Origin of the sequence: Pseudomonas sp. RA_35y_Pfl2_P32 (assembly GCF_963970735.1) — a bacterium.
GTDB lineage: Bacteria > Pseudomonadota > Gammaproteobacteria > Pseudomonadales > Pseudomonadaceae > Aquipseudomonas.
The window spans coordinates 25336-41403 of sequence record NZ_CAXAQF010000034.1 but is presented as its reverse complement, the minus strand read 5'-3'; the positions used below and the strand labels follow the sequence as shown (position 1 = coordinate 41403).

Here is a 16068-nt window from a genome sequence, read left to right as displayed (position 1 = left end):
GCTCCGACTCCATCGGTAACAAATGTCAGATCGGCCACCAGGATGAAATCATGGTGCTGGCTTATTCACACGACATGCTCACGGGCAATGACGGTAGCGTGGCAGGTGGGCGTGGCAAGCACATGCCGATCATGATTACCAAGGGTATCGACAAGTCATCACCGCTGTTGGCAAGTGCCCTGCATGAGGCTGAAGAAGTGGAGTGCAAAATAAACTTTTACCGCACCTCTGCGGCTGGCGGCCAAGAGCGGTACTATTCAATACACCTGACCGGTGCACGTATCGCTCGTATCAGCTTGCAAGTTCCCCATGCCATTCGTATGAATGACGCAGAGCCCCAAGAGTTACTCTCCATTCGTTATAGGAATATTGCCTGGGCGCACGTTCCCGGTGCCACAAGTGCTTACAGTGCTTGGGGGAATGAAGGTGAATGAGGCTTCTTGTGATATTCACGATGTCACCAGATCGGCTTCCGATCTGGTTGCAGTTGGTTGCAGCATAGGCATGGCGCATATTCCTGATGGCTTTGCGCGACTTCGATTTAGCGCGATTGTCTCCTCCTATGTGGATGAAGTTATTCAGGCGGTTGATGAGGGGGGGTAGTGCGTGGCAAGCGCTACAGGATATAAGAGCCGAGTACGAAGATTTATCATCAAAGGCGCGGTTCTATCTTCAGAATGGTATTGGGGTTGCGGCGGGGGTGATGCAGGTGCAGACAGGGGGGGCGATTATCGGAGGCTCGAGAGGGCTCGGCGCAGCTCCTGGGGCACTCATGGTTGGGCATGGCGTTAATAACATCTATGAAGGTATGGCGAATATCTATCGTGGGCCGGATGCGCCAGGTGCGGTTGGGCCAGTTAGGTATGTCTATAGAACTGCGTTCGGTAATGACAAGGAGGATGTGGCTTATTATTCTATTGATTTACTTGTTTCTGCATACGGAGTCCTAAGGTCAGTGTCAAAGCCTGGTTCGGTTGAGCTGTTCAGGCGTGATCCGATTAATTATGAGATGGCTTATCGACAAGCTGGAAGGTTGTCTTTGTCTTTTGAGGTGTTAGTTGATTTGTTGGCGATAGATGCGATTATTTCAGAGGGAGGCGAAAAATAGATGATTTTGTGGGTGGTGGATTCTGTTCATATAATGCCACGCATTCTTGGAGTGTAAAATCGCAAGCCGCAAATTGTCATGACTGTGTATGTTGTAAAAAAGATAGGCCAGAATTTTTCTTCTATATTGAAAGCCATAACGATTCCGCGTGCAATGAGGCCGGAAGGGAGTCCGGAGCAGCCTAAAACTAATAGTGTGACTGAAATGTGGTATCGAATATTTTCAAGATTCATTAGCCTTCATGTCCCGTTGATATGAGCCCCGAGATTAGTACGACCATTCAAAACAAATCAACTCTTCTTCAGTAGGCGCAGGACAGCGTTTGTAAATAAATTTGACCGGCGCTCATGCCCGGCGTCACCTGCTCGCCAAGATGATCCGCTATTACGAACGGCATTCGCGGTATCCTGAGCGCCCTGAACCCGGACCGCTTTCCATGCTGGTGATTTCCAACAACGTGCATCTGCCGGATGCCGAGATCGAGTTGACGGCCATTCGCGCGCAAGGTGCCGGTGGGCAGAACGTCAACAAGGTCTCCAGTGCCGTGCACCTGCGTTTCGACATTCCGGCCTCGTCCTTGCCCGAGTTCTACAAGGAGCGCCTGCTCGCGCTGCGCGACAGCCGGATCACCAGCGATGGCGTGATCATCATCAAGGCCCAGCAATACCGTACCCAGGAACAGAATCGGGCGGATGCCCTGGAGCGATTGACCGAGTTGATCCTGGCCGCCACCAAAGTGGAAAAGAAGCGCCGCCCGACCAAGCCGACCCTGGGCTCGAAGAAGCGGCGACTGGAGTCCAAGACCAAGCGGGGGTCGATCAAGGCCGGGCGCGGCAAGGTGGATTTCTAGCGGTTTTCCCGCAACCGCGGTGCCTGGCGGTACAGATAGATGCTCAGTGCCAGGCCGCTGAGGGCTGCGAGGGCGGCGAACAGGAAGATCGAGGCGAAGCCGAAGCCTGCGGCGATTGCGCCGGCCAAGGGGCCGGTAATGCCCAGGGACAAGTCGATGAACAGCGAATAGGCGCCGACGGCCGCGCCACGGCTGGAAGCGGGCACCAAGTTGACCGCTTCCACGCCCAGGGCCGGGAACACCAGCGAAAAACCGAATCCGCTCAACGCCGCCCCGGCCAACGCCCAGTTTGCGTCGGGGGCCAGCCACAACAGCAGCAGGCCGAGGGTTTCTACCGACAGGCAGGCAATCGCCACCCGGAAGCCACCTAGACGATTGATCAGGTTACCGAACAGCAGGCGCGCGCCGATGAAGCAGGCGCCGAACAGGCTCAGGCACAGCACGGCGTTATCCCACTGTCGGGTGGCGTAATACAGGGTGATGAAGGTGGCGATGGTGCCAAACCCAATGGAGCCCAACGCCAGCCCGCAGCCATGGGGCAGCACCCGACCCAGCACATGCAGGAAGGGCAGGCGTTCGCCGCTGACGATGGGGGCTGCGGTTTTTGGCCAGGCCAGCAACAGGCCGACCAGCGCCAGCAACATAATGCTCAGGCCCATGCTCCACAGCCCGTACTGGCGCACCAGCAGTACCCCCAGCGGTGCACCCACCGCCAGCGCGCCGTAGCTGGCAATGCCGTTCCAGGAAATCACCTTGGCGGTGTTCGGCGCGCCCACCCGGCCGATGCCCCAGCCGATCGAACCCGACCCCACCAGGCTTTCCGCACTGCCGAGGACCAGGCGGCCGATCAACAGGCTGATCAGGCTCACCATCGGCAGGCTCTGGGTCCAGGCCGAGAGCAGCATGAATACCCCGCTCAGGCCGCAGCCGGCCAGGCCATACATCACCGCCAGTTTGCTGCCCTTGTTGTCGATGATGCGTCCGGCATAGGGGCGGCTGAGCAGGGTGGCGAGGTATTGCACGCTGATCACCAGGCCCGCGATCACCGCGCCAAACCCCAGGTCGCTGTGCACATAACCCGGCAAGACAGCCAGGGGGATGCCGATGTTCAGGTAGCCGATGAAGGTAAACAGGACGATGGAAACGACTTGCAGCGTGACCGCCATGGGGCGCTGGGGATCTGGCATGGGGAGAGTCCACGGGACAGCAGGATAGATAGGCTGCTTATGATACCGGTGGTTGGCGGCGCGAAGGGGGAGAATTTGCCGGGTTGGCCGGCTGGATTCGATCAGGCCTGGCTGGGTGCGACCAGTTGGGTGGTGACCAGGGCGGCGAGGGCGTTTTCCTGGCTGCCGAAACGCTCCAGGAGCAGGGCTTGTTTCTCGGGTGTCAGGCGGTTCCAGACGTCGATCATCTGTTGCGCGGTATCGATCAGTACGCTGGCCTGTGATTCGTCGAAGGTGTCGGTCATGGCGGGGGCTCGGGTTTCAGGCTGTGTGGAAAGCGCATCAGTCAGCGCTTTCCACACGGTCTGGGTAGTGCGTTTAGGCTTCGCTGTCGGCCTTGCGGCTACCAGTGGCTTCCTTCGGCTCGGGCTGTTGGGCACCGGCTTGTTGCGGGGTTGTCTGCTCAGTTTCGTGCAGGCTTGGGAAGGGGAGATTCGGGATCTCATGCATGTTGCTTGCTCCTCGCAAAGTCTGTTTGTAAATCGCTGTGTAGAACCGCGCTTTCAAAAAGCCTTGGCAGGATACAGCAGGAGAAATGACAAACAGACTTTTATCTCGGATTTCTGCGACAGATGGCCGCACCAAGGCAGCACGACCCCTGTAGCAACTGCCGGGCCCGCGAGGCTGCGTTCGAGGGCGCAGTCCTCGCCGGGGCGGTGTGATTGCCAGGCGTCTGCTGCGCAGCCGAACGCAGCCTCGCAAGCTCGACAGCTGCTACGGGCGGCTACGTTTAGTCACGGCAGACGTCGGCGATCGCCTGGGCCAGCAGGTCCAGGCGCGTGGCGTCGATCCCGGCCACGTTGGCGCGCCCCGAGCTGACCATGTACACGCTGTGTTGCTCGCGCAGGTTTTTCACCTGCTCTGGGGTCAAGCCCGTGTAGGAAAACATCCCGCGCTGTACACCGATATGGGCGAAACGCTCGCGCAGACCGTGGGGTTCCAGTGCTTCCACCAGGCCCGAACGCAGTTGGGCGATACGCTGGCGCATGGCTTCCACTTCGTCGGCCCAGCGCTGTTTCAGCTGCGGGTCGCCGAGGATGGTCGCCACCACGGCCGCGCCGTGATCCGGTGGCGTCGACCACAGGTTACGGGCGATGTGGGCCAGTTGACTGCGTACATCAGTCAGCTTTTCGGCATCCTTGGCGCAGACAATCAGCGCCCCGGTGCGATCGCGGTACAGGCCGAAGTTCTTCGAGCAGGAACTGGTGATCAACAGCTCAGGCAGTTCCTCGGCGAACAAGCGCACGGCCCAGGCATCCTGCTCCAGGCCATCGCCAAAGCCCTGGTAGGCGAAGTCGATCAGCGGCAACAGTTCGCGGCTGCGCACCACGTCCAGCACCCGACGCCAGTCATCCTTGGACAGGTCGAAACCGGTCGGGTTATGGCAGCAGGCGTGCAGCAGCACCACATCGCCCTTGGGGACCAGGTTCAGGGTGGCCAGCATGGCCTCGACATCCAGGCGGTTGTCACTGCCCACGTAGGGGTAGTGGCTGACCTTTAGGCCGGCGGTGGCGTAGATGGTTTCGTGGATCGGCCAGGTCGGGTTGCTCAGCCAGATGCCACGGCCCGGCAGGCAGTGCGCAATGAAATCGGCACTCAGACGCAAGGCCCCGGTGCCACCCGGGGTCTGGGTAGCGCCGGCGCGCTGCTCGGCGATCAGCGCCGAGTCGGCGCCCAGCACCAACGCGTTGATCACCTTGCCGAACGCCGGGTCGCCATGACCACCGATGTAGGTCTTGGTGTTCTGGCCATCCACCAGGCGCTGTTCGGCGAGCTTCACCGACTGCGGGATCGGCGTCAGGCCCTGGGCGTCTTTATAGACACCCACGCCGAGGTCGAATTTGCGCGGATTGGCGTCCTGCGCATAGGCCTCCATCAGGCCGAGGATCGGGTCGCCGGGCACCCGGCCGATGGCGTCGAAAAACATTACTTGCGGCCCTCGGCATCCTTGGCCACTTCGTCAGTGCGCGCGGCCATGATGAAGTCGTTGCGGTGCAGGCCCTTGATCGAGTGGCTCCACCAGGTCACGGTGACTTTGCCCCACTCGGTGAGCAGGCCTGGGTGGTGACCTTCGGCCTCGGAGATGTCACCCATGGTGTTGGTGAACGCCAGGGCGAACTTGAAATTCTTGAACAGGAAAACTTTTTCCAGCTGCATGACGCCGTCGCGAACTTCGATGTTCCAGTCAGGGATCTGCTTGATCAATACCGGCAGTTCTTCGTCGCTGACTTGTGGGGCATCGGCGCGGCAGGCTTCGCAATGGGCTTGGTTGAGAGCGGTCATGGGGGGTTCCTGATTTCGATTCTTGTTAGACGTTACTATTTTTTGTGGGGCGCCGCGACTGCGGCGTCCTCAGGCCGCCTTGGGTTTTGGCGGAAACTTCGGCGCGTGCAGACCCAACTGCATGCCCTGGTGGACCATGCCCATGATGTCTTCGTGGGCCAGGTCGAACAGGCGCTTGAGGTTGGGCAGGACAAAGTACAGCGGTTGCAGGATGTCGATGCGGTACGGCGTGCGCATCGCTTCCAGCGGATCGAAGGCCTGGTGCTCGGGCTCGCCGGACAGGCTGTACACGGTTTCTTTCGGCGAGGAGAGAATGCCGCCGCCGTAGATGCGCTGGCCTTCAGGGGTGTCGACCAGGCCGAACTCGATGGTCATCCAGTACAGGCGCGCCAGGTACACCCGTTCTTCCTTGGTTGCCTGCAGGCCCAGCTTGCCGTAGGTGTGGGTGAACTCGGCGAACCAGGGGTTGGTCAGCAGCGGGCAGTGGCCGAAGATCTCGTGGAAAATGTCCGGCTCTTGCAGGTAATCCAGTTCTTCGCGGGTACGAATAAAGGTCGCGACAGGAAACTGCTTGCTGGCCAGCAATTCGAAAAAGGTCTGGAACGGAATCAGTGCTGGAACCCGGGCCACTTGCCAGCCGGTGGTTTCACCCAGGACTTTGTTGATTTCGTCGAGCTGGGGAATGCGGTCATGGGGCAGGCCGAGCTTGTCGATACCTTCCATGTACTCCGGGCACGCACGGCCCTCGAGTACTTTCAGCTGGCGAGTGATCAGCGTATTCCACACCGCGTGTTCTTCAGCGGTGTAGTGGATAAACCCTTGCGCATCGGGCTCGCGGGCCACGTATTGCGTCTGCTTCATGCTGCTCTCCTGCAAAGGGATACGTTCTTGTTATGTCTTGACTATGGACCTAGAAATACCCCGAAGCGTGCGCCTGTGCAGTAGGGTCCTGGACGAGCGGGTAGGAAAAATCGCTGCTTTTCGTAAAGTTTTCGTTACGCAAGACCGTCTGTGGCGCGCCTATTGCGATTTCCCGGTTTGAAAAGCCCTGAAGCTGTCACATAATCTTGACGACTAACTTTGGGTGGCGGCAGAAAAATCCTCGCCACCCGCTGTCCATCTCCTTGTCCGGGCCTTTTTATGCGTATCAAAGTCCATTGCCAGAACCGCATCGGCATCCTGCGCGACATCCTCAACCTGCTGGTGGAGTACGGGATCAACGTCGCTCGCGGGGAGGTCGGCGGGGAGCACGGCAACGCGATCTACCTGCATTGCCCGAACCTGATCAACATTCAGTTCCAGGCGTTGCGGGCGAAATTCGAAGCGATTGCCGGGGTGTTCGGGGTCAAGCGGGTAGGGCTGATGCCCAGCGAACGCCGCCATATGGAGCTCAATGCCCTGCTCGGGGCGCTGGAGTTCCCGGTCCTGTCGATCGACATGGGCGGCTCGATCGTCGCGGCCAACCGTGCGGCGGCGCAATTGCTCGGGGTGCGGGTCGACGAAGTGCCGGGGATTCCGCTGTCACGCTACGCCGAGGATTTCGACCTGCCGGAACTGGTGCGCGCCAACAAGTCGCGGATCAACGGCCTGCGGGTCAAGGTCAAGGGCGACGTGTTCCTGGCCGATATCGCCCCCCTGCAGTCGGAGCACGATGACAGCGAGGCCATGGCCGGCGCGGTGCTGACCCTGCACCGGGCGGACCGGGTCGGCGAGCGCATCTACAACGTGCGCAAGCAGGAATTACGCGGCTTTGACAGTATTTTCCAAAGCTCCAAGGTGATGGCGGCAGTGGTTCGGGAGGCGCGACGCATGGCGCCCCTGGATGCGCCGCTGTTGATCGAGGGCGAGACCGGCACCGGTAAGGAACTGCTGGCGCGTGCCTGCCACCTGGCCAGCCCGCGTGGCCAGTCGCCGTTGATGGCGCTGAACTGTGCCGGGTTGCCCGAGTCGATGGCCGAGACCGAACTGTTCGGCTACGGCCCCGGCGCGTTCGAAGGCGCACGGGCCGAAGGCAAGCTCGGGCTGCTGGAGTTGACGGCAGGCGGTACGCTGTTTCTCGATGGCGTCGGCGAAATGAGCCCGCGCTTGCAGGTGAAATTGCTGCGGTTCCTGCAAGACGGTTGCTTCCGCCGTGTGGGCAGCGATGAAGAGGTCTACCTGGATGTGCGGGTCATCTGTGCGACCCAGGTCGACCTGTCCGAACTGTGCGCCAGCGGTGAGTTCCGCCAGGACCTGTACCACCGCTTGAATGTGCTGTCGTTGCACATCCCACCGTTGCGCGAGTGCCTCGATGGCCTGACGCCGCTGGTGGAGCACTTCCTCGATCAGGCCAGCCGGCAGATCGGCTGCCCCTTGCCGAAACTGGCGCCCGCGGCCATGGACCGGCTCAGTCACTACCACTGGCCGGGCAACGTCCGGCAACTGGAGAACGTGCTGTTCCAGGCCGTGTCCCTGTGCGAAGGCGGCACGGTCAAGGCCGAGCACATTCGCCTGCCGGACTACGGTGTGCGCCAGCCACTGGGGGATTTTTCCCTGGACGGCGGGTTGGATGAAATTGTCGGGCGGTTTGAAAAGGCCGTGCTGGAGCGTTTGTATTCCGAACATTCCAGCAGTCGATTGCTCGGTAAACGCCTGGGGGTTTCCCACACCACCATTGCCAACAAGTTGCGCGAATATGAAATTGGCAAACTTGAACGCTAACTAAGTCGCCCTTGCATGCGCGGGCCTTAGTGGGTGAGGTGTCGCGCGATCAATGCTAAACATTATTGAGTGAGGGTTAATCCTGTTTGAACTTCCGCTGATCTGAATCATGGAAATTAGCAGGGCGGCCATCTAGGCTCAGTGCACTTTCTGGCAGGAGCCCTGACCATGACGACGGTTGATGAGTCCGCTCTACGTGCGCGCAAGGAAAGGCGGCTGTTGCTGTTCCTGGTTGTGTTTCTTTTTCCCCTGCTGTCGGTGGTGATAGTGGGCGGCTACGGCTTTTTCATCTGGTTCCTGCAGATGCTCCTCGGTCCTCCCGGGGCACCGCACTGATTGCTTGTCCACGTGAGTTAACAGGCAGGGAGTGTTGGCCATGGAACAAAAACTACATATCGCCAGTTTGATCGTGCAGGCCCGAGTCGAGATGTTTGCCGCGGTGAAAGCCAATCTGCGCTTGCTCCAGGGCGTTGAGCTACACCAGGAAAGCCCCGAGGGCAAACTGGTGGTGGTTCTGGAAATGCACGGCGAACCGCAGATCCTCCAACGCATCGAACAAATTGGCCGCCTGCCCGGCGTGCTCAACGCCTCCCTGGTTTACCACGAGATCCTCGATCCAAGCGGAGAACACCCATGCCCATGACCCGTCGTGAATTCGTCAAGGCCCAGGCCGCCGGTATTGCAGCAGCGGCGGCCGGGCTGCCGGTGTTCACCTCGGCGAGTAACCTGATCACCGAGCAGGACATGGTCGCCCTGACCTGGAACAAGGCGCCTTGCCGCTTTTGCGGTACCGGTTGCAGCGTGATGGTGGCGACGAAGGACAACCGGGTGGTGGCGACCCACGGCGATGTCAAAGCCGAGGTCAATCGTGGCCTGAACTGCGTCAAGGGCTACTTTCTGTCCAAGATCATGTACGGCGTGGACCGCCTGACCCAGCCGCTGTTGCGCATGACCAACGGGCAATACGACAAGCAGGGTGAGTTCCAGCCGGTGTCCTGGGAACAGGCGTTTGATGTCATGGAGTTGAAGTTCAAGGAGGCGCTGAAAAACAAAGGCGCAGAGTCGATCGCCATGTTCGGCTCCGGACAATGGACCGTGTGGGAAGGCTACGCCGCCAACAAGTTGATGAAGGCCGGATTTCGCAGCAACAACCTCGACCCCAATGCCCGGCATTGCATGGCCTCGGCGGTCATGGGGTTCATGCGCACCTTCGGTATCGATGAGCCCATGGGCTGCTATGACGACATCGAGGTCACTGACGCGTTTGTGTTGTGGGGCTCGAACATGGCGGAGATGCACCCGATTCTCTGGAGCCGGGTCACGGACCGGCGCTTGAGCCAGCCCGAGGTCAAGGTGGTGGTGCTGTCGACCTTCGAGCACCGCAGCTTCGAGTTGGCCGATATTCCCATGGTCTTCAAACCGCAGACGGACTTGTTGATCCTCAACTACATCGCCAACTACATCATTGAAAGCGGCTCGGTGAACAAGGAGTTTGTCAGCCGGCACACCCGCTTCGCCAAGGGGGTCGATGACATCGGCTACGGCCTGCGCAGCGATCATCCGCTGGAACAACAGGCCAAAAACGCCGACAAGGCGAACACCTGGACCGACATCGACTTTGAGCAGTTTGCCGCCTTTGTCAAACCCTACACCCTGGAACGCACGGCCAAGGAGACCGGGGTTCCGGCCGAGCGGCTCAAGGCGCTGGCGCAGTTGTATGCCGACCCGAAACGCAAGGTGGTGTCCTTCTGGACCATGGGCTTCAACCAGCACACACGCGGGGTGTGGGCCAACAACCTGATCTACAACATCCATTTGCTGACCGGCAAGATCAGCGAGCCGGGCAACAGCCCATTCTCCCTGACCGGCCAGCCTTCGGCCTGTGGCACGGCGCGGGAAGTGGGGACCTTTTCCCACCGCCTGCCGGCAGACATGCTGGTCACCAACTCGGCACACCGCACCACCGCCGAGAAAATCTGGAAACTGCCGGCCGGTACCATCAATCCCAAGGTGGGTTTCCACGCAGTGCAACAGAGCCGCATGCTCAAGGACAGCGTGGTCAATGTGTACTGGACCATGGCCAGCAACAACATGCAGGCCGGGCCCAACATCATGCAGGAAGTCTTGCCGGGCTGGCGTAACCCGCAGAACTTCGTGATCGTTTCCGACGTGTACCCCACGGTCTCCGCGCAGGCCGCCGACCTGATCCTGCCCACCGCCATGTGGGTGGAAAAGGAGGGGGCCTACGGCAATGCCGAGCGGCGTACCCAGTTCTGGCATCAACTGGTATCCGCCCCGGGGGAGGCCAAGTCCGATCTCTGGCAATTGGTGGAATTTTCCAAGCGCTTCACCACCGATGAGGTCTGGTCCGCGCAGTTGCTGGACAGTGCTCCAGAGTACAAAGGCAAGACCCTGTACGAGGTGCTGTTCAAGAACGGCAACGTCGACCAGTTCCCGATCGAGCAGATGGACTCGGCCTTTCAAAACGACGAAGCCAAGGACTTCGGGTTCTACCTGCAAAAAGGTCTGTTCGAAGAGTACGCCCAGTTCGGCCGGGGCCACGGTCATGACCTGGCGCCGTTCGATCGTTATCACACCGAACGCGGCCTGCGCTGGCCGGTGGTGGACGGCAAGGAAACCCGCTGGCGCTTCCGCGAGGGCCATGATCCCTACGTGGAGAAGGGCAGTGGCGTGCAGTTCTATGGCTACCCCGACAAGAAGGCGATCATCTTCGCGCTGCCCTACGAGCCGCCGGCGGAATCCCCTGACCAGGAGTTCCCGTTCTGGCTGAGCACCGGACGGGTGCTCGAGCACTGGCACACCGGAACCATGACCCAGCGCGTCGAAGAGCTCTACAAGGCGGTGCCCGATGCCCTGGTGTACATGCACCCGGCCGATGCCAAGGCGCTCAATGCCAGGCGAGGCAGTGAGGTCAAGGTGATCAGCCGACGCGGGGAAATGCGTGCGCGCATCGAAACCCGTGGGCGCAACAAGCCACCCCAGGGGCTGGTGTTCGTGCCGTTCTTTGACGCCAACCGTTTGATCAACAAGGTCACCCTCGATGCGACGGACCCGATCTCCAAGCAGACGGACTATAAAAAGTGCGCGGTCAGGATCGAGCTGATCAAGACTGCCTGAGGAGAGCTTTGATGACTGCTCGTACGCTGTCCTTGCTGGTTGCACTGCTGCTGGGCGTGCCCGCGGTCTTTGCCGCGGAGCCTGGGTATCCGCTGGATGCGCCAGCCCCCGATGGGCGCCGCGCCGGCGGCACCCTGACCCAGGAACTGCCGGCACCGCCCATCGCCGAGGAGGAGAACAAGGACCTCAAGCGTGAGCGCAATTACCCCGAACAGCCGCCGACTATTCCCCACAGCATTCGCGGTTATCACATCGACAAGAACAGCAACAAATGCCTGTCCTGCCACAGTCGGGCCAACAGCGCGCTGACCCAGGCGCCGATGATCAGCATCACCCACTACATGGATCGCGACGGCCAGGCGCTGGCCGCCGTATCGCCACGGCGCTACTTCTGCAATCAGTGCCACGTGCCGCAGCGAGACGTGAAGCCGTTGGTCAACAACAGCTTCAAGAACATTGACCAGGTGCTGCAAGACGAAATCAACCGCAAGCAGAAACCCTGAGGAGTGGTCATGAAGTCATTGTGGACGCTGTTCAAGGATTACTGGCAGATCTTGCGTCGCCCCAGTGTCCACTACAGCCTGGGTTTCCTGACGCTTGGCGGGTTTATTGCCGGGGTGATTTTCTGGGGCGGATTCAATACTGCGCTGGAAGCGACCAACACCGAGAAGTTCTGCATCTCTTGCCATGAAATGCGTGACAACGTGTTTGTCGAGCTGCAGGAAACCATTCACTACACCAACCGCTCAGGGGTGCGCGCAACCTGCCCCGACTGCCACGTGCCGCACGAGTGGACCCACAAGATCGCGCGCAAGATGCAGGCGTCAAAAGAGGTCTGGGGCAAGGTGTTCGGCACCATCAACACCCGCGAAAAGTTTCTCGGCATGCGTCGCGAACTGGCGGAGCACGAGTGGGCCCGTCTCAAGGCCAACGACTCTCGCGAGTGCCGCAATTGTCACAACTTCGAGTTCATGGACTTCACCCGCCAGGGCAAACGCGCCGCCAACATGCACTCGACTTCCCTGGCCAACGGCGAGGCGACCTGCATCGACTGCCACAAAGGCATCGCCCACAAGCTGCCCGACATGAGCGGCGTCAAGGGCTGGTAGCCGTGCTGTCCGGCGGATTGCCGTAAAGCGGCATAAGCGCGCCGGTTTTTCGTCTCTGCCGTCCTCCATCTTTCTCCTCTGGATTGGCCCAAGTCCTGTGTTTAAAGGACCTGGGGCCTCTGCGCGCAAGTTGGTCTGCAAATTGCTAAAGCCTTGACCAGTACAGCAGTGGGCGGCAAACGTCCGGCATGCAGAGGAAAGACTGTGGACAAGTACCTTTATGTGGCCATGACCGGCGCCAGCCAGAACGCGCTGGCGCAAAAGGCTCATGCCAACAACCTGGCCAACATCTCCACCAACGGTTTCCAGAAAGACCTGGAGCAGGCGCGGTCGATGCCGGTGTTTGGCGACAGCTTTCCGGCGCGGGCCTTTGCCCTGTCCGAGCGTCCGGCCACTGACTTCAGTCCGGGTTCGCTGGTGGAAACCGGGCGTGACCTCGACGTGGCGGTCAGCGGCAACGGCTGGATTGCCGTGCAGAACCCCGACGGCAAGGAAAGTTATGTGCGCACCGGCAGCCTGAATGTCGATGCCCTGGGTGTGCTGCGTGCCGGCAATGGCATGCCGGTGATGGGCAATGGCGGGCCGATTGCGGTGCCGCCCGAGCAGAAGATCGAAGTCGGCCAGGACGGCACCATCAGTATCCGTGCCATGGGTGAAGGCCCGCGCGTGATGGCCGAAGTCGACCGCATCAAGCTGGTCAACCCGGACCTGAAGAACATGACCAAGGGCCTCGACGGTTCGATCCACACCAAGGACGGCCAGCCCGCGCCGGCCGATGCCAACGTGCAACTGGTGTCGGGTTTCCTGGAGTCGAGCAACGTCAACGCGGTGGAAGAAATGACCTCGGTGCTGGCCCTGGCCAAGCAGTTCGAGCTGCACGTCAAGATGATGAACACCGCCAAAGAAGACGACCAGGCCATGGCTCGGGTCTTGCAGATCAGCTAATTATCAGAACGTCGCGCCGTAAAACAGGCGCACGAGGAGAATCGAATGCTTCCGGCTCTATGGGTTGCCAAAACAGGCCTGTCCGCCCAGGACACCAACCTGACCACCATTTCCAACAACCTGGCCAACGTTTCGACCACGGGTTTCAAGCGTGACCGTGCCGAGTTCCAGGACCTGCTGTACCAGATCAAGCGCCAGCCCGGTGCTCAGTCGACCCAGGACAGCGAACTGCCGTCGGGCCTGCAACTGGGTACCGGTGTGCGCATCGTCGGCACCCAGAAAAACTTCACCGCCGGCAGCCTGCAAACCACCGAGCAGCCACTGGACATGGCCATCGACGGTCGTGGATTTTTCCAGGTCCTGCAGCCGGACGGGACTACTTCCTACACCCGTGACGGGACCTTTCACCTGGACTCCAACGGCCAGATCGTGACCGCCAGCGGCTATGCCCTGGAGCCGGCCATTGTCATCCCCGCCGAAGCCCAGACCTTCACCGTGGGCCGTGACGGCACCGTGTCGATCACCATCGCCGGCAACCCGGCCGCCCAGGTGATCGGCAACCTGCAAACCGCCGACTTCATCAACCCGGCCGGCCTGCAGGCCACCGGCAACAACCTGTTCCTGGAAACGGCCGCCAGCGGTGCGCCGCAGATCGGCACCCCAGGCCTGAACGGTTTTGGTACCACCCTGCAAAGCACCCTGGAAACCTCCAACGTCAGCACCGTGGAAGAGATGGTCAACATGATCACCACGCAACGCGCCTACGAGATGAACTCCAAAGTCATCTCCACCGCCGACCAGATGCTCTCGTTCGTCACGCAGAATCTGTAATCAAGTCTATGGGGCGGCTTGAGGCCGCCTGCAACACCGTGAGGTTAGGGTCATGAATCGCTTTGTATCTGTTCTCGCATTGAGTGGGATCGCCGTGCTCGCGGGCTGCGTCGGGCCGACGCCGAAACCCAATGACCCTTTCTACGCCCCGGTGTTGCCGCGTACGCCCTTGCCGGCGGCGGCCAACAATGGCTCGATCTACCAGGCCGGCTTCGAGCAGAACCTGTACAGCGACCGCAAGGCGTTCCGGGTCGGTGACATCATCACCATCACCCTCAACGAAAAAACCCAGGCCAGCAAGAACGCCAACTCGCAAGTGGGCAAGACCAGCAAGGCCAACATCGGCCTGACCTCGTTGTTTGGCTCGGTGCCCAACACCAACAACCCGTTCGGCAGTGGCGACCTGAGCCTGGACGCCGGCTACAGCGGCGACCGCGCGACCAAGGGCGACAGCAAGGCCGGGCAGGGCAACAGCCTGACCGGTTCGATCACGGTGACGGTGGCCGACGTGTTACCCAACGGCATCATCGCCGTGCGCGGCGAGAAGTGGATGACCCTCAACACGGGCGACGAACTGGTGCGCATTGCCGGCCTGGTGCGCGCCGACGATATCTCCACCGACAACACCGTGTCCTCGACCCGGATTGCCGATGCGCGCATTACCTACTCGGGTACCGGCTCGTTTGCCGATGCGAGTCAGCCTGGCTGGTTCGACCGTTTTTTCCTAAGCCCGCTGTTCCCTTTCTAGGTGATGACTCTCTCCATGCTGAACTTCAAGCACCTGCTGGCCGCCGCCTTGTTGCTGGGCACCTCCCTGGGCGTGCAGGCCGAGCGGTTGAAGGACATTGCCAGTATTTCCGGCGTGCGCTCCAACCAGTTGATCGGCTATGGCCTGGTCGTCGGCCTCAATGGCACGGGTGACCAGACCACCCAGACCCCGTTCACCCTGCAGACCTTCAACAACATGCTCTCGCAGTTCGGCATCAAGGTGCCGCCGGGCTCGGGCAACGTGCAGTTGAAAAACGTCGCCGCGGTGTCGATCAGTGCCGACTTGCCGGCGTTCGCCAAGCCGGGGCAGCAGGTCGACATCACCGTGTCCTCCATCGGCAACTCCAAGAGCCTGCGTGGTGGCACCTTGCTGCTGACCCCGCTCAAGGGGATCGACGGCAACGTCTATGCGGTGGCCCAGGGCAACCTGGTGGTGGGGGGCTTTGACGCCGAAGGTCGCGACGGCTCGAAGATCACCGTCAACGTGCCGTCGGCCGGCCGCATCCCAGGCGGCGCCTCGGTGGAGCGCGCGGTGCCGAGCGGGTTCAACCAGGGCAACAGCCTGACCCTCAACCTCAACCGTTCGGACTTCACCACGGCCAAGCGCATCGTCGACAAGATCAACAGCCTGCTCGGCCCAGGCGTCGCCCAGGCCATCGATGGCGGTTCGATTCGCGTCAGCGCGCCGCTGGATCCGAGCCAGCGGGTCGACTACCTGTCGATCCTGGAAAACCTCGAAGTCGACCCCGGCCAGGCGGTGGCCAAGGTCATCATCAACTCGCGCACCGGCACTATCGTGATCGGCCAGAACGTCAAGGTGTCGCCGGCGGCGGTGACCCACGGCAGCCTGACCGTGACCATCACCGAAGACCCGATCGTCAGCCAGCCGGGGGCGTTCTCCAACGGCCAGACGGCGGTAGTGCCACGCTCCAATGTCAACGCGCAGCAGGAAGCCAAGCCGATGTTCAAGTTCGGCCCGGGCACCACCCTCGACGAAATCGTGCGTGCGGTGAACCAGGTCGGCGCGGCACCGGGTGACCTGATGGCCATCCTCGAAGCCTTGAAACAGGCCGGCGCCCTGCAAGCCGACCTGATCGTGATCTAAGGTGA

Annotated in this window: 19 protein-coding genes; 13 read left to right on the top strand and 6 right to left on the bottom strand. The window is 60.8% G+C overall.

All coding sequences use genetic code 11. The features are described from left to right. The 3 genes from AACY45_RS25570 to arfB form a co-directional block, all read left to right on the top strand. Positions 1 to 434, top strand: a 434-nt coding sequence (locus tag AACY45_RS25570; protein WP_339548171.1) for an Hcp family type VI secretion system effector, incomplete at its 5' end; no start/stop codon positions are given. Between the two features lie 86 nt (positions 435 to 520). Beyond that, positions 521 to 1108, top strand: a complete 588-nt coding sequence (locus AACY45_RS25565; protein ID WP_339548170.1) for a DUF4225 domain-containing protein — start codon at positions 521 to 523, stop codon at positions 1106 to 1108. A gap of 436 nt (positions 1109 to 1544) precedes the next feature. After that, complete coding sequence (gene arfB / locus AACY45_RS25560) at positions 1545 to 1958, top strand: alternative ribosome rescue aminoacyl-tRNA hydrolase ArfB (protein ID WP_095170013.1); 414 nt, start codon at positions 1545 to 1547, stop codon at positions 1956 to 1958. Here the strand turns inward: arfB and AACY45_RS25555 are convergent. From AACY45_RS25555 to phhA, 6 genes are all read right to left on the bottom strand, one after another. After that, positions 1955 to 3145 (bottom strand): MFS transporter, encoded by a 1191-nt coding sequence (locus tag AACY45_RS25555; RefSeq protein WP_339548169.1) that lies wholly within the window; start codon positions 3143 to 3145, stop codon positions 1955 to 1957. The genes arfB and AACY45_RS25555 overlap by 4 nt on opposite strands. 101 nt (positions 3146 to 3246) lie before the next feature. Beyond that, positions 3247 to 3429 (bottom strand): hypothetical protein, encoded by a 183-nt coding sequence (locus AACY45_RS25550; protein WP_339548167.1) that lies wholly within the window; start codon positions 3427 to 3429, stop codon positions 3247 to 3249. 73 nt (positions 3430 to 3502) lie between these two features. Beyond that, complete coding sequence (locus AACY45_RS25545) at positions 3503 to 3634, bottom strand: hypothetical protein (RefSeq protein ID WP_339548166.1); 132 nt, start codon at positions 3632 to 3634, stop codon at positions 3503 to 3505. Between the two features lie 280 nt (positions 3635 to 3914). Further along, a complete protein-coding gene (locus tag AACY45_RS25540) occupies positions 3915 to 5111 on the bottom strand; it encodes an amino acid aminotransferase (RefSeq protein ID WP_339548164.1) in 1197 nt (398 codons plus the stop codon). Beyond that, positions 5111 to 5467: a 4a-hydroxytetrahydrobiopterin dehydratase gene (locus AACY45_RS25535; protein WP_339548163.1), complete on the bottom strand. Its 357-nt coding sequence runs from the start codon at positions 5465 to 5467 to the stop codon at positions 5111 to 5113. The genes AACY45_RS25540 and AACY45_RS25535 overlap by 1 nt, the downstream gene beginning before the upstream one ends. A gap of 69 nt (positions 5468 to 5536) precedes the next feature. Further along, a complete protein-coding gene (gene phhA / locus AACY45_RS25530) occupies positions 5537 to 6328 on the bottom strand; it encodes a phenylalanine 4-monooxygenase (RefSeq protein WP_166590515.1) in 792 nt (263 codons plus the stop codon). Positions 6329 to 6607: 279 nt separating this feature from the next. Here phhA and AACY45_RS25525 point away from each other — a divergent pair, with 279 nt between their 5' ends. From AACY45_RS25525 to AACY45_RS25480, 10 genes are all read left to right on the top strand, one after another. Further along, positions 6608 to 8167 carry a sigma-54-dependent transcriptional regulator gene (locus AACY45_RS25525; RefSeq protein ID WP_095170008.1) on the top strand — a complete coding sequence of 520 codons (1560 nt, stop codon included), beginning with the start codon at positions 6608 to 6610 and terminating at the stop codon, positions 8165 to 8167. Positions 8168 to 8335: 168 nt separating this feature from the next. Then, positions 8336 to 8503, top strand: coding sequence for a periplasmic nitrate reductase, NapE protein (locus tag AACY45_RS25520; protein ID WP_339548162.1), 168 nt, complete (start codon positions 8336 to 8338; stop codon positions 8501 to 8503). Positions 8504 to 8543: 40 nt separating this feature from the next. Beyond that, positions 8544 to 8810, top strand: a complete 267-nt coding sequence (locus AACY45_RS25515) for a chaperone NapD (protein ID WP_159994364.1) — start codon at positions 8544 to 8546, stop codon at positions 8808 to 8810. Further along, entirely contained in the window at positions 8801 to 11305 is a 2505-nt protein-coding gene (gene napA, locus AACY45_RS25510; protein WP_339548159.1) for a nitrate reductase catalytic subunit NapA, read from the top strand. The genes AACY45_RS25515 and napA overlap by 10 nt, the downstream gene beginning before the upstream one ends. A gap of 11 nt (positions 11306 to 11316) precedes the next feature. Continuing rightward, positions 11317 to 11808 carry a nitrate reductase cytochrome c-type subunit gene (locus tag AACY45_RS25505; RefSeq protein ID WP_339548158.1) on the top strand — a complete coding sequence of 164 codons (492 nt, stop codon included), beginning with the start codon at positions 11317 to 11319 and terminating at the stop codon, positions 11806 to 11808. A gap of 9 nt (positions 11809 to 11817) precedes the next feature. Next, positions 11818 to 12414: a cytochrome c3 family protein gene (locus AACY45_RS25500; RefSeq protein WP_339548157.1), complete on the top strand. Its 597-nt coding sequence runs from the start codon at positions 11818 to 11820 to the stop codon at positions 12412 to 12414. Positions 12415 to 12618: 204 nt separating this feature from the next. Further along, on the top strand, positions 12619 to 13359 hold the full coding sequence (locus AACY45_RS25495) for a flagellar basal body rod protein FlgF (RefSeq protein ID WP_095170002.1): 741 nt from the start codon (positions 12619 to 12621) through the stop codon (positions 13357 to 13359). 45 nt (positions 13360 to 13404) lie between these two features. Further along, positions 13405 to 14190, top strand: a complete 786-nt coding sequence (gene flgG, locus AACY45_RS25490) for a flagellar basal-body rod protein FlgG (protein ID WP_027620992.1) — start codon at positions 13405 to 13407, stop codon at positions 14188 to 14190. Positions 14191 to 14242: 52 nt separating this feature from the next. Beyond that, the gene (flgH, locus tag AACY45_RS25485; RefSeq protein WP_339548154.1) at positions 14243 to 14938 is read left to right on the top strand and encodes a flagellar basal body L-ring protein FlgH; all 696 of its coding nucleotides are present in this window, start codon (positions 14243 to 14245) and stop codon (positions 14936 to 14938) included. Positions 14939 to 14953: 15 nt separating this feature from the next. After that, positions 14954 to 16063 carry a flagellar basal body P-ring protein FlgI gene (locus AACY45_RS25480; RefSeq protein ID WP_339548153.1) on the top strand — a complete coding sequence of 370 codons (1110 nt, stop codon included), beginning with the start codon at positions 14954 to 14956 and terminating at the stop codon, positions 16061 to 16063. Positions 16064 to 16068: the final 5 nt, after the last annotated feature.

Bases quoted from the DNA above. Each gene is read 5' to 3' on its own strand.
- AACY45_RS25565 (WP_339548170.1), top strand. From the start codon at position 521: ATGGCTTTGCGCGACTTCGATTTAGCGCGATTGTCTCCTCCTATGTGG.
- arfB (WP_095170013.1), top strand. From the start codon at position 1,545: ATGCTGGTGATTTCCAACAACGTGCATCTGCCGGATGCCGAGATCGAG.
- AACY45_RS25555 (WP_339548169.1), bottom strand. From the start codon at position 3,145: ATGCCAGATCCCCAGCGCCCCATGGCGGTCACGCTGCAAGTCGTTTCC.
- AACY45_RS25550 (WP_339548167.1), bottom strand. From the start codon at position 3,429: ATGACCGACACCTTCGACGAATCACAGGCCAGCGTACTGATCGATACC.
- AACY45_RS25545 (WP_339548166.1), bottom strand. From the start codon at position 3,634: ATGCATGAGATCCCGAATCTCCCCTTCCCAAGCCTGCACGAAACTGAG.
- AACY45_RS25540 (WP_339548164.1), bottom strand. From the start codon at position 5,111: ATGTTTTTCGACGCCATCGGCCGGGTGCCCGGCGACCCGATCCTCGGC.
- AACY45_RS25535 (WP_339548163.1), bottom strand. From the start codon at position 5,467: ATGACCGCTCTCAACCAAGCCCATTGCGAAGCCTGCCGCGCCGATGCC.
- phhA (WP_166590515.1), bottom strand. From the start codon at position 6,328: ATGAAGCAGACGCAATACGTGGCCCGCGAGCCCGATGCGCAAGGGTTT.
- AACY45_RS25525 (WP_095170008.1), top strand. From the start codon at position 6,608: ATGCGTATCAAAGTCCATTGCCAGAACCGCATCGGCATCCTGCGCGAC.
- AACY45_RS25520 (WP_339548162.1), top strand. From the start codon at position 8,336: ATGACGACGGTTGATGAGTCCGCTCTACGTGCGCGCAAGGAAAGGCGG.
- AACY45_RS25515 (WP_159994364.1), top strand. From the start codon at position 8,544: ATGGAACAAAAACTACATATCGCCAGTTTGATCGTGCAGGCCCGAGTC.
- napA (WP_339548159.1), top strand. From the start codon at position 8,801: ATGCCCATGACCCGTCGTGAATTCGTCAAGGCCCAGGCCGCCGGTATT.
- AACY45_RS25505 (WP_339548158.1), top strand. From the start codon at position 11,317: ATGACTGCTCGTACGCTGTCCTTGCTGGTTGCACTGCTGCTGGGCGTG.
- AACY45_RS25500 (WP_339548157.1), top strand. From the start codon at position 11,818: ATGAAGTCATTGTGGACGCTGTTCAAGGATTACTGGCAGATCTTGCGT.
- flgG (WP_027620992.1), top strand. From the start codon at position 13,405: ATGCTTCCGGCTCTATGGGTTGCCAAAACAGGCCTGTCCGCCCAGGAC.
- flgH (WP_339548154.1), top strand. From the start codon at position 14,243: ATGAATCGCTTTGTATCTGTTCTCGCATTGAGTGGGATCGCCGTGCTC.
- AACY45_RS25480 (WP_339548153.1), top strand. From the start codon at position 14,954: ATGCTGAACTTCAAGCACCTGCTGGCCGCCGCCTTGTTGCTGGGCACC.